At 39.2% G+C, this 13081-nt stretch carries 9 protein-coding genes and 1 pseudogene; 4 read left to right on the top strand and 6 right to left on the bottom strand.

Annotated elements, in window-relative coordinates:
- The first annotated feature begins 83 nt into the window (after positions 1-83).
- Entirely contained in the window at positions 84-962 is an 879-nt protein-coding gene (locus tag HMAT_RS00385) for an OmpA family protein (RefSeq protein ID WP_104380854.1), read from the top strand.
- An 87-nt stretch (positions 963-1049) separates the two neighbouring features.
- On the opposite strand, the gene HMAT_RS00390 is transcribed toward HMAT_RS00385, so the two are convergent.
- The 3 genes from HMAT_RS00390 to HMAT_RS00400 all read right to left on the bottom strand — a co-directional run bounded on the left by HMAT_RS00390 (position 1050) and on the right by HMAT_RS00400 (position 5325).
- The gene (locus HMAT_RS00390; RefSeq protein ID WP_104380855.1) at positions 1050-1685 is read right to left on the bottom strand and encodes a gluconate 2-dehydrogenase subunit 3 family protein; all 636 of its coding nucleotides are present in this window, start codon (positions 1683-1685) and stop codon (positions 1050-1052) included.
- A gap of 3 nt (positions 1686-1688) precedes the next feature.
- Positions 1689-3425, bottom strand: a complete 1737-nt coding sequence (locus HMAT_RS00395) for a GMC family oxidoreductase (RefSeq protein ID WP_104380856.1) — start codon at positions 3423-3425, stop codon at positions 1689-1691.
- Between the two features lie 307 nt (positions 3426-3732).
- Entirely contained in the window at positions 3733-5325 is a 1593-nt protein-coding gene (locus HMAT_RS00400; RefSeq protein WP_104380857.1) for an ABC-F family ATP-binding cassette domain-containing protein, read from the bottom strand.
- Between the two features lie 272 nt (positions 5326-5597).
- Between HMAT_RS00400 and HMAT_RS00405 the strand changes: the two genes are divergently transcribed.
- Positions 5598-6938 (top strand): sigma-54 dependent transcriptional regulator, encoded by a 1341-nt coding sequence (locus HMAT_RS00405; protein WP_199768503.1) that lies wholly within the window; start codon positions 5598-5600, stop codon positions 6936-6938.
- Positions 6935-8662, top strand: coding sequence for an ATP-binding protein (locus tag HMAT_RS00410; RefSeq protein WP_104380858.1), 1728 nt, complete (start codon positions 6935-6937; stop codon positions 8660-8662). The genes HMAT_RS00405 and HMAT_RS00410 overlap by 4 nt, the downstream gene beginning before the upstream one ends.
- A gap of 424 nt (positions 8663-9086) precedes the next feature.
- Here the strand turns inward: HMAT_RS00410 and yiaA are convergent, their stop codons facing one another.
- Positions 9087-9554, bottom strand: coding sequence for an inner membrane protein YiaA (gene yiaA, locus HMAT_RS00415; protein WP_104380859.1), 468 nt, complete (start codon positions 9552-9554; stop codon positions 9087-9089).
- Between the two features lie 141 nt (positions 9555-9695).
- On the opposite strand from yiaA, the gene HMAT_RS00420 reads away from it, so the two are divergent.
- Entirely contained in the window at positions 9696-11204 is a 1509-nt protein-coding gene (locus HMAT_RS00420) for a hypothetical protein (RefSeq protein ID WP_104380860.1), read from the top strand.
- On the opposite strand, the pseudogene HMAT_RS00425 reads toward HMAT_RS00420, so the two are convergent.
- Positions 11198-11817 (bottom strand): annotated as a pseudogene (locus tag HMAT_RS00425) (murein L,D-transpeptidase catalytic domain-containing protein). The gene HMAT_RS00420 and the pseudogene HMAT_RS00425 overlap by 7 nt on opposite strands.
- A 62-nt stretch (positions 11818-11879) precedes the next feature.
- Entirely contained in the window at positions 11880-12983 is a 1104-nt protein-coding gene (locus HMAT_RS00430) for a DUF695 domain-containing protein (RefSeq protein ID WP_104380861.1), read from the bottom strand.
- Between the last annotated feature and the right edge of the window lie 98 nt (positions 12984-13081).

Below are 13081 nucleotides of genomic sequence, written 5' to 3' on the forward strand. Positions count from 1 at the left end.
CAATGGGATGCTCTTTTTTTGGCTGAAATATTGCTTTATCTTAGTTCGACGAATTAATTCAACATCTACAAAATTAGAATGCTATGAAGAATATAGTTTTTCCGATGTCCATACTGACCGCAAGTTTACTTTTTACGGCATGTGGTGTCAGTAAAAAAACATATGTAGGTTTGCAGACGGAGTACAAAACCTTGCAGACGCAATATCAGGATAGTCAACTTCAATTGACTGAAAGTCGGTCAAGGATTAAGAGTTTGGAAGATCAATTGGCTTCAGAACGACAAAATAATGCTGACCTTAAGGCGGCCTATGCTGCGCTACAAGGTTCACTGGATAAGAGTATCAATCAAAACTCTCAGGGAAATGTCAATATTTCCAAACTTGTTGATGAAATCAATGCTTCGAATAAGTATATCAAACATCTTGTTGAAACAAAGAACAAGTCTGACTCGTTGAATTTGGTATTGACAAATAACCTGACTCGATCACTGAGCCGTGAGGAATTACAGGAGGTTGATGTTCAGGTCTTGAAAGGGGTAGTATATATATCACTTGCGGATAATATGCTGTACAAGTCTGGTAGCTATGAGATCAGTGATCGTGCTGACATGACGCTGAGCAAAATAGCGAAGATTATCCAGGATTACAGAGATTATGAAGTATTGATTGAAGGTAATACAGATACAGATCCTATTTCAAAACCAAATATCCGAAACAACTGGGATTTGAGTACGCTGAGAGCATCTTCTGTTGTTCAAGCTTTGCAGACTAAATACGGTGTGGATCCTAAGCGATTGACAGCTGGCGGTAGAGGCGAGTATAATCCTGTTGCTGATAATTCAACTGCTCTTGGAAAACAGCGTAACCGTAGAACGCAGATTATTATTACACCAAAGTTGGATCAGTTTATGGAATTAATTGATAAAGCTCCAGAGCCGACGGAAGTAACACAAGAACAATAAATAAAGTGTTAGAACGATGCGTAGATCAATAAGTATACTGTTTAAATAAAAAAATCCTTTCCAAAAACTTGGAAAGGATTTTTTATTTTATCCGAAAAATTTACTTGGATCAAAACCATGTTCTTTCAGTACATCGTCTGGAACACCGTTCCAGACCCCCGGTTTATTGCCCGCATACCCTATATCTTTAATACCTATCTCACTGGTATAAAATCCGGAAGAAGTCAGATTGCGCATCAAAGAAAAGAATGCGGCGCCCTGTTGCATTTCTGGTTTTGCCAGCTCAGGATAAGCAATTTCATCTATGAGTGCAAGTTGATCTTTGCTGTCACATTTTATAAATACATTACCATACCGTCTTTTAGACTGAAGATCCAGCCAACGTAGACCGCCGCGCATCGGGATCTTATTGTCGGGTAAATCTTTGACAATAAACTCGATAAAATCGGGAACTCCTGCTTCCGAAGCACTTCCTGATGTGCTGTCCTTTGGAATAATGATATCGGCTAAAACAGTAATTGTTGCCATTTCATGTTCATCAAAAAACTTTTCTGCTTTTAATTGTGCTGTCCTTTCATATTCAAAATCCTGGACACCAGGTAATTTATCCGCATTATTTGCGGTTGTTGTGTTTTTGGCATCTTTGGAATTACAAGCTGCGGTTAAAAGACCAGATCCAGCCGCAATAAAACCCAATGCTTTTAGAGATTCTCTTCTATTCATGCTTTAACCATTTAATTTTTTCTTTTCTTGTAATATATATTCTGCTGTGCGCATTGATAAAGCCAGAATTGTCCATGTAAGATTTTTATCACCTTGTTGTACAAATGGACCTGCATCCACGACATAGAGATTTTTGCAGTCATGGGCTTGTCCCCATTTGTTTAACACGGAAGTTTTAGGATCGTTGCCCATTCGGGTTGTACCTCCTTCGTGAATAATCTTTCCCGGAGCTTCCAAACCATATAAAGTGTCTGCACCCGGAATTTTAGACGTAATGACAGCACCCATTTCATGCATAATGGACTGAAATGTTTCTTGCATGTGTTTGGCTTGCGCTATCTCTTCGTTTGCCCATTTGTAATTAAAGCGGAGTACCGGGATACCAAATTTATCAACTTGGTTAGGGTCAATTTCACAATAATTATCTTTTCTTGCCAATGCTGTACCGCGACCTGCCATGCCAACATTTGCCCCATAGTAGCTGCGGAAATCTTCTTTCAGTGCTGTACCATATCCGCCTTTCGCTTTCGTTTTTCCATTGGTAGCTTTTCCGGCATCATTTACGTTTGGTACCCAGTTTAAAAAGCCATAGGATGGCATATGCAAACCACCGCCATATTCAATATGATAACCTCTTGGGAAATTCAGTTTTGCGTTGTCTTCCCACCATGGTGAATAGATATGGACACTTCCCACTCCGTCTTCGTTATATCTCTTACGATCGAGAAGTTGAGGTAAATATCCAGACAGGCTGGCTCCGGTCGAATCATGGAGATATCTGCCGACTAATCCACTACTATTGCCCACACCGCCGGGGTGCGATTTTGATTTTGAATTTAGCATAATCCGGGCACTCTCGCAGGCACTAGCCCCAAGGATGACCGTTTTTCCTTTTACGGTATATTCTTGTAAATCTTTTGTGTCAACATAGGAAACTCCAATAGCCAAGCCCTCGTCATTGGTCAATACTTCCCGAACCATCGCATTGTCGATCACTTTTAGATTTCCGGTTTTCATTGCCGGAATCACCAGACAAGATGATGATGAGAAATCTCCATATACTTTACATGCACGGCCGCATTGTCCACAATAGAAACAGGTACCTCTGTCTTTAATGTCTTTGGAGACCTCGGTCAGTACGGCACCGCGTCCCGGAATGACAGGTACACCTGCTTTCTTGGCACCTTTTGCGATGTACAATTCGTTGAGTCGAGGTTTTGGAGGTTTCATAAAAATGCCGTCTGGTTCGTTATGTATACCCTCCGCTGTTCCATATATACCGATCATGCGGTCTACACGATCATAAAATGGTTTGACTTCATCGTAAGTAATCGGCCATTCGTCCGTGACCCCATCTTTTGGTTTGAAATCGTCCGGTCCCATACGTAGAGATATACGTCCCCAGTGATTTGTTCGCCCCCCCAGCATTCTTGCTCTGAACCATTCGAATTCGGTTCCATTTACTTTACTATAAGGCTCGCCCTCCAACTGCCAGCCGCCAAATGCCGCGTCGAAATCGCCAAAAGGCCGTGTGGTACCTGCTCCTCTTCGTGGAGACTCCCATGGCCAACGTAACTGTAACGAATCTTTTGCCGGATCATAAAATGGACCAGCCTCCAGCATCAATACTTTAAGGCCTGCATGTGCCAGGATATATCCGGCCATACCTCCGCCAGCACCAGAGCCAACTACGATCGCGTCAAACAATTCGGGATTCTCTTTAATTTGATAATTTGACATAATTAAATTGAGTAATTAATTGAATAACCTATGAGATATATTTTTCTTGAGCGATTTTTCTATCTATGGGACGGTTCAATTAATTGATGGTTATTGTTTCATGTTTAAAATCATCGTGAATATATTGATAAAATTTTATTTTTTTCCAATTTAATTTATCGTTTTAGCAAGTTTCTAAATAAAGAATAGAAGATTGTTACAAATGTCGTGTTGATTATTTGAATGCAGCGAGCATGATGTTGGGGCTCAAAGTAAAATGATACTGATATTACTCGCACAAGAAATATCGGTTATCGCTTGATCTAACTTAATTTTTTAAGTTGATTGTTCTATCTATCCCAATCTCTTGCTGAAATATTTCATCATGAGAAATTACAAGCAGTGTGCCTTTGTAACCTTGAATTGCATGTGTAAGTACACGAATATTTTGGATATCTAAATTATTGGTGGGCTCATCCAATATGATCAGGTCGGGGGCCTGCTGTTTAATTGTTAGACAGCACAGGATCAAACGCATTTTCTCGCCGCCACTTAGAAATTTACAGGATTTGTCCCAGTCATCTTTCCCGAATAGAAAACGGTTGAGTCTAATTTTGATTTCGTGTTCTGGTAAAGATTCGTTATTGTAATTTTGGGCCTGTTCATAAACGCTCAGCTGCAGATCGATAAGTGAATACTCTTGGTCGAGGTAGATGAAGCTAAAGCTATGTCGGTCAATTTGACCTTGTGTAGGAGTGAGCCGGTCTAAGAGCAATTTAACCAATGTAGTTTTGCCTGAACCATTGGAGCCCTTTAAAATAACGCGGTCTCCACTGAATAGCTGGAAGTCAATATTATCCTTCCATAGTTCAGTTGAATTGTATTTAAAATTGATATCTGTGGCTTTGATAATGCTTTTTCCGAGTGGGAAAAAGCTGTTTCCCAAATCAATTTTGATTTCATCCAATGCAGCTTTGGTACTCCTAAGCTCTTGGAGGTTGGATTGGATATCGCTGATTTTGTCTTGGTGAACACTCTTGATTTTGGCCGTGCTTCTTTCCGCATTGTTCCGTAATGTATTCATCATAATACGGGCCACACCTGCTTTCTCTTGTTTTTTTTGACCACGGTTGTTTAATCTATTTTGCCTTTCAATGGTTTCTCTTTCTTTCTCTTTTGCGATTTTGACTGCCTTTTCCTGATGCTGTATATCCTGTTGCAAAGCATGGCGTTCTACTTCTTTTTGCGACTCATAAAATGCGTAGTTTCCACCGTACCGTTTGATGCCATTTGCAGTCATCTCAATGGTATCCTCCAGGAGGTTGAGGAGCATTCGATCATGGCTGACGACAACGATGGTTTGCTTGGAAGACTCCATCCAGTGATAAAGCAGCTTTTTGCTGTCAAAGTCCAAATGATTACTGGGTTCATCCAGAAGAATAAGCTCACAAGCGTGAATCTGAATGCCGGCCAAAAGTACTTTAGTTTTTTGTCCACCGCTAAGATCGGACATGTTCTGTTTCAAATGAATTTCTGGTAAATTCCAATACCCGAAGGCCTCCTGACATCTTTCTTCCAGTGTCCAGTCATCTTGAAGATCATTGAAATTTTGTTCCGAAGCATTGCCGGCTAGAATAGCATATAATGCTTCCAGTCTTTTGTCAATGCCCAAAGCTTGAGCGACAGTAAACTCGTCATACTGTCCGGTCACTTGCGGAATGTACAATGCAGGGGTATCGCTGTGTATGCTTCCGGTACTGGGAGATAGATCTCCGGACATCATACGCAGTAAGGTGGATTTACCAACACCATTGTTGCCAATTAAAGCTATTTTCTCTTGAGAATTGATCGATAGACTTATGTTTTCAAACAATAAATCTTTATTAGGATGTATATAGGATATCTGTTGTAATGAAATCATGCTAAAATTCTTTAAATGTTAAAACGAACCATTTCGATAAGCTATTTATCGTTGGATTTGATGACGTTATAAAGAATTTTAATCTTACATACAGTTTTATTTGTGTTGTAGTATTGCAAATATACAGCTTTATTTTTGATCTCAAAAAGTTTGTTTTTGATCTACAGTCAAATTCCTGAGTGCTGAGCTACGAAAATATAGGATAATAGGCAGAATTTTGAGTGTATATTATTGCCTTTTGCGTTTAACAAATCGTAATTTTGAAAAAAAACATGGTGAATAGAGTACTTCTTATAGATGACGAAGAGAAACTTCGCAAACTGCTCGCTAAGATCATTACTTTGGAAGGTTTTGAGGTAATCGAGGCCGCTGATATTAAATCTGGCTTGAAAAAGCTTGATATTTTCGATATTGATGTTGTATTGTGTGATGTCAAGTTGCCGGATGGTAATGGGGTGGAAGCCGCAAAATTGATCAAGGAACGTTTCCCTATTGTTGAAATTATACTGTTGACTGCCTATGGCAATATTCCAGATGGGGTTAAGGCAATTAAAAATGGTGCATTTGAATATATTACCAAAGGTGATGACAACAACAGGATTATTCCCTTACTCTATAATGCCTGTGAGAAAGTTGCGCTCGCCCGAAGGGTAAGACAGTTGGAAAAGCAGTTGGGCGATAGGCTCTCATTCGATAAAATTATAGGAAGTTCTGCTGCGATAAAATCTGCAATCGCTTTGGCTCAAAAAGTTTCTGTTACGAATACGACCGTGCTTTTAACCGGGGAAACGGGGACAGGTAAAGAGGTGTTTGCACAGGCGATCCATCAAGCTAGTCCGCGGAAGGAACGTAGCTTTGTTGCCATTAATTGTGCGGCTTTCACGAAGGATCTGTTGGAAAATGAATTGTTCGGACATAAAGCAGGCGCGTTTACGGGCGCAACAAAAGACCAGCGTGGCCTTTTTGAAGAGGCGCATTTGGGGACGATTTTTTTGGATGAGATCGGGGAGATGGCGATTGAACTTCAGGCCAAAATTCTGCGTGTACTGGAGACTGGGGAATTCTTAAAAGTCGGTGATTCCAGGCCAACAAAAGTGGATGTCCGTATTATTGCCGCAACCAATAGGGATCTTGAAGCTGAAATTGATGCCGAGCATTTTAGAAGTGATTTATTTTATAGGCTATCGGTCTTTACGATACAGCTACCGCCTTTGCGCGAACGTGTTCAGGACATTCGGTTGTTAGCCCAATATTACGCCGATATCTTTGCACTAAAATCGAATCTCAAGCCTTTAGAAATGACAGCTGAATTTGTTGCCGTGCTCGAACGAAATGTGTGGCGGGGAAATATCCGTGAATTAAAAAATGTGATTGAACGCAGTGTCATATTGAGCGAAGATGGACAGCTCGATGTTGGAAGTCTTCCTTTTGGTGTAAATAGCTTGAAAGCCAACGATGGGCTATCCTCCAGTTTTTCCATGACAACTGTAGAACGCCAGCACATTCAGCGCGTATTACAGCATACAAATGGAAATAAAGCAGAAGCAGCGCGCTTGTTGGAGATCGGTGTAGCCACCTTGTATCGAAAAATTGAGGAGTATAAAATACAATGAAACTCAAGGCAAAACTGACTTTCGGCGTAGGTTTTTTATTTTTCATGATCCTGTTTTTGGCCGTTTTAAGTGGCTGGAAAATCAGTCGTTTAAAACAAGATACCAATAATATTTTAGTTGCAAACTACAATACACTTCATTATTCAAGAAATATGCTGCTTGCTTTGGAGCAACTTCATAGCGACTTGAGCGGGCTGGAGCTTTTTGCGCATAATTTAAAATTGCAACAGCAAAATATGACCGAAAATGGAGAAAAAGAAGCCACCGCACGTGTGAGTTTGCATTTTTCGGCACTCCAACAGCGCCCGTCAGATCTTGCTTTAATAGCTGATCTACGGAAAGATATATCTCAATTGATGTATCTGAATATGGAGGCCATTGAGCACAAAAGTAAAATTGCAGATGACACGGCGGAAAAAGCTATTTTAGCCATATCGGTAGCGGGAGCGATTTGTTTTATGATTGCTTTTGTGCTGCTTATCAATCTTCCTGCGGCAATCGCAAATCCAATTGCTCAATTGACGGAGAGCATACAGCAGATCGCCAATGGAAATTATCGACGACGCCTGCATTTTGAGCAAAAAGATGAATTTGGTCTTGTGGCCCAGTCCTTTAATACCATGGCTCAAAAGCTTGAAGAATATTCCGAAAGTAAGTTGGGGAAAATATTGGCGTACAAAAAACGGATTGAAGCATTAATAGCTAATATGCACGATGCGGTTATTGGGGTTGATGAAGAGGGAAAAGTACTTTTTGCGAATGAACAAGCCTGTCTGATTACCGGTGTAAAACTGATTGATTTTGAGGGCAGAAAATTGCAGGACATTGCTCTGTCTAACAATTTGGTGGATTGGTTAATAGGTAAGCTATTCCATAAGCACCCAGAGAAAACGAATGCTGACCCGATTAAGGTATTTGTCAATGGCAGGGAGAGTTATTTTGAGGAAGAGATTATCCCTATCAATATTATTCCAACGGGAGAAAGTGAATTTCAATTTATAGGCCAGTTTATCTTATTAAAGAATATAACCACATTCAAGGAGCTTGATGTCGCCAAAACAAATTTTATCGGAACAGTTTCTCATGAGTTGAAAACACCGATTGCTTCAATAAGAATGGGAGTCCAGTTGTTAGAAAACAAGCAGGTCGGTGCGTTGAATGACGAACAGAAAGAATTGCTCGCTAGCATTGCCGACGACACAGATCGTTTGCTACGTATCACTGGGGAGCTGTTGAATATGACTCAGGTAGAAAGTGGTGCAATTCAGATGAAACTGATTCCAGTTGCTGTAGCACCAATAGTAGAATATGCTGTATTGGCCAATAGGTCTATGGCTGAACAGCGGGGAATTCATGTTGATGTGCATGTAGCGGAAGATTTGCCGCTGGTTATGGCAGATAGTGAAAAAGCGGCCTGGGTATTGACAAATTTGCTGTCTAATGCAATCCGGTATTCCAATGAAAGGACTTCAGTTTCTATTCTAGTCAGCAAGCGCGAGTCGGGGGTATTGATAAGTGTGCAGGATACGGGGCCGGGGATCGCAGCACAATATCTTGACAAAATTTTTGAACGATACTTCCGTATTCCCGAGACAAAAAAAGAAGGCACAGGCTTAGGGCTGAGCATTAGCAAAGAATTTATTGAAAGTATGGGCGGGGGTATTACAGTGGAAAGTGAGTATGGTGCTGGAAGTACATTTTCATTTTTTCTCCCCGTAGTCTAAATAGCGCAATCCCATCAATCTTTAAATCTGTTTTCAAAATAGTGCAGTTTTTTCATTCAGATGTCTTTTGGTTGGATTTTTTTATGGCCAGGCAACATAGGACCTCTATTGCCGTTTACTTACTTTTTCATTACTGTTTTATGGTCAATATAGCAACGAAAAGGCAACGAAATACCAGAGAAATAGCAAGGATATAGCACCGCAGAAGCAAGCCAGGCCCTAGAAAGTCCGAAGAAATGGCCTAGGATAAGCAATAAATAATCAAACGATCACCAATAAATAAGCAGACAATAACCAAAGAAAAGGCCATCTCATTGCTCAAATTAAAAAAATAGCTTTTTGATATGACTTTTTCTTTTATCTCTAATGATCTGCAATAAATCCTGCGGCATGTCGAAACAGTGGCCGCAGGATCGGCAAACCGCTAAAGTTTTATTTCATTATCGTCGATAAGCTTCGCGTCCCGTGTATTTTTCTGAACAGCAATCGCCGAGAATATGCTTAGTGAGAAAGACATGGCATAAAACCCTTTTTCGCTCAGCAGTAAATCAGCATTCCATAACCCCACCACAAGTAAGACTACGGCGGCAATGGTTGCAAACCAACTTAAGCCGTAATAAAGTTCAGTTACAGCAAGCCCCTCGGCTTTATCCCGGACACTTTTCTGAACAGAAATGACAGCAAATAAGGCAAATAATAGAATCGTAAAATAGTAGCCCTTTTCATTTAATGCCATTGAAGCATTCCATAAACCGATGCAATAACCAATAGTTCCCACCAGTAAAGCGGTCCAGGATGCGCCAATGAAGGCTCCTGTTGGTTTGAAAGGATTTCTTGTGTTTGAATCCTTTTTTGAAATTTTTTCTTCAATCATGTTTTTTAGCGGTTCCATAATTTTTATTTTTTAATGTTGTTTTTATTATTTGTTGGTTCAAATATCAGAAGGGACTGAGCTAAAATAAAATCATATTATCTGAAATACTGATGATATATTTTTGTTGACTATATTTGATTTTCGTGTAAATTTGAAAATATGGATTCAATTGTAGAGCTTATTGGTACATTAAATCATGAAGATATTAAAGACTTTAAAGGGTTTTTAAAAAAGAAAAACAAACGGAACGATGTCAAGAATATCAGGTTGTTTGAAATTTTAGAAACTGATGATATAAATAGATTAAAAAAACTTTATGGTTCTTCAAAAAATAAAGATGCTTATCACTCACTAAGGAAACGATTGCATGACAGTCTTTTATTTTTTATTTCAAACAAGACTTTTGAACGGGATAATAGTGAAGCGCATGAAGCGCTGAGGTTGCTGATCGTCGGCCGTTTCCTGTTGGAGAATCATTTGATAAAACCGGGCTTTAAATGCTTACAGCGTGCTGAACAAAAAGCGTTACTTCTAGAGCAATTTAGCTTGCTCAATGAAATCTTACAAGTTAGGTTGCAATATGCTTACTTGGACTCCAATCCTGATTTGGAGCTATTGGTAGATCGTTTTAGGGTAAATCAACATAAAATGCAGCAGGAAGCAAAGTTTCAAATTGCTTATGCATTTCTTAGAGTCGAATTGCAGGATATCCATTTAAAAGGAAAGATTGTAGATCTGAATAAATTAGTGCTTGATACCATCGGTAAATATGATATTTCATTGCGCGAATTATTGTCTTTTAAGTCGCTTTATCAGCTTTTGTTTATCGCTAATGAATACGCAATGATCCATCAGAATTATACGTTGGTTCGGTCATTTTTGAACATAAGTAACGAATTTATAACACGGCAAAAGGTAAATTCAGTGCATCATTCGTTTTACTACCTGCATATTCTCTATTACCTCGCTAATTTCAATTTACGGAATAGGTTATTTGATGAAAGTTTAACATATTTAGAACAGTTAATTGCGGGCTGTCCTCAAGGAACAGTGCTTCGTACTCAATTTCATTTACGTTATTATTTATTAAAGGCCTTAAACTACCATTATATGGGTGAAGGGGCACAAGCCCTTGCTATTTTAAGACTTGGGATCGAACAATCAACATTGAAGTCCAGTGAGACTGATCTTGCTGACTTACAATTATGTCTAGTTATGTTTCTGACACAATTTCAAGATAAACTAGCATTGACAGAATTAAGGAAATTGATTCGGACGGATGCTTGGTATGAGAAGAAAATGGGCATGCTCTGGACGATTCGCAAGAGTTTGTTGGAAATATTAATCCATATTCAATTTGGGGATATTGAACTGGCGTTTTCGCGTGTGAAAAGCTTTAGACGTCGGTATAAAAAATATTTGGAAACGGTACGGGAAGGCCGAGTTGTCCATTTTTTAAAACTGGTTGAAAAGTATCTGCAAAACCCTGCAATTGTAAAAAATAAAGCTTTTATTACCGCCATTGATAATATGGCTCAGGATGTCGAAAATCAAGATTTATTTGTGCTCGGATTCATTGCCTGGTTAAAATCCCTGATCACATCTGAAAGTCCTTACCAAGCTTTATTGGATCTGGTCGGAACATTGGGGCTGAAAATGGATCAATAATAAATAGTTAAGATGATCTGTTTTGGAGAAGGGTCAATAACAGCCTGCAATCTTTCGTAGAATTTTACATTCACCATCGGACAGCCCTGGCTCAAACATATTGGAGCAACCTGTTCATCGTAAGGCAGGCTGTCATATTTATGCAAAACAATATTTCTGCTGTAGGCATTGCTGTTGGAATTTTCAGTCCATATAACCTGTAAGCCTTTCCGAAGCGGCCATTGTAAGATGAGCCGATCGAGTAGATGCCCAATGAAGTAGCATAAGAGTTTTCCGTATTACTGAATTTTAATTGACCGGCTTTTCCAGTTTCCGATCCTGAGCCATGGGATACCAAACCTTGATCCAGGATCCGGTTGTTTTGAAGGTCGACAACAAAAAAACGATTTCTACCCGAAGATCTTTTCATGTCGAGAAGAAAAGCAATCTCTTTATTGTATTTTTCTTCATTTTTAACGAGGCTTTTGACCTGATCGAGAGCTTTATTATATCGCTCTTGGTCCGATAAGGCCGTGTCATTAGTGTGCTCTGCAACGAGCCCGTTATTTCTGGATATCTTAAAAGCGATCAAACCGATCCCGATGATGATCATCAGTGCAGTAAGTTTATTCATTTCTTAGAAACACTTTCTTGTTCATAAAAGGAGGGCTTATCTATTTTTAGCGGTTTATATCGTTATTCCACTGTTCTGTTGAATCGCTCAAACGATTTCCAATATTTATCTTTATAGATCGAATAGTCTATCTGGAGCTGATTTTGATACTGTGTTATTAACTGATCTATCGTTTGGGATGATTTTCTAAATTCCGTGCAAGCGAGATAAACTTCCCTTAAATTGTCCGCAGTTTCCCGGCCAATATTGAGATAGCCAATATCATGTGGGAGACTAACCATGAGTTCATCCTCAAATTTATCCATTAAGTCGTATGTTTTCTGGTCAGGCATACCGTTTGTGGCAGTTCCGTCATAATTGATCCGCAATGTTACGATCCAAGGATGTGAGGCCTTTCCGTCCCAGTTTAATAATGTGGTGTTTATTATGGCTAAAATAGGTAGGTCATTTTCCATCTGGCCTTCAAAAGCGGTGTAGGAATCATTTTCGGTTTCGTGTCGAATATCTGTGTATTTTTCAATAAATTCTTTCTCCCGCCACACCAAATAGTCTTTTAATTTGATTAGTGGAATAAGTTCTCCGGTTGCTTGCTGGCTTGAAATGACATTTAAATTGTCAATGGTGATGATAGAATTTAGCTCACCGATATAATTATCCAAGAAGATTTCAACCCCATGAGCGATGTGAGCTTTGTTTTCCTCCGTACAATCGGGGTGGACAATAACAATATCGACATCATCGGGACGATATTTATGTTCAATAGGATAAAAATACATCGCGTTAATATCAAAAGAGAACCCATACATGGTTATTTTGAATTTCTCCATATCTTCGATTGCTGGTTTTAAAGCTGTGAATTTCCAGTTTGGAAGGGTAGGCGCAGCATCTACCAAGGCTTCAACAAATGCGATATTTTTTACAACTCCGTCGGGGGTGATGACAAGTTCAGCTATATTATCGTTATACATCCCTGTTAAAAAATAGAGCTCTTTTCGAAGTGGGTCAATTTTTGGAGAAAGTTTGCTGAAAAAATTCTGATCGATGTCATCACTATTTTTTACTGTTTGGAAAAAAGTCTGCTCGTTTTTTATGAACCAACTCCAGAAATCCTGTATGCTATCTTTTTTATTTTCTTTCTTGCCAAAAATATTGTCCAAAAATCCCATAATTCCTATTTATTCGATTTGAATCCCTATGTCATATGCAAAAACTTGTTACACCTTTTCTTTTAAAATTAAGGATATAATTAGGTTTCAACAAGTGA

The organism is Sphingobacterium sp. HMA12 (assembly GCF_002933815.1).
In the GTDB taxonomy this organism is placed as follows: domain Bacteria; phylum Bacteroidota; class Bacteroidia; order Sphingobacteriales; family Sphingobacteriaceae; genus Sphingobacterium.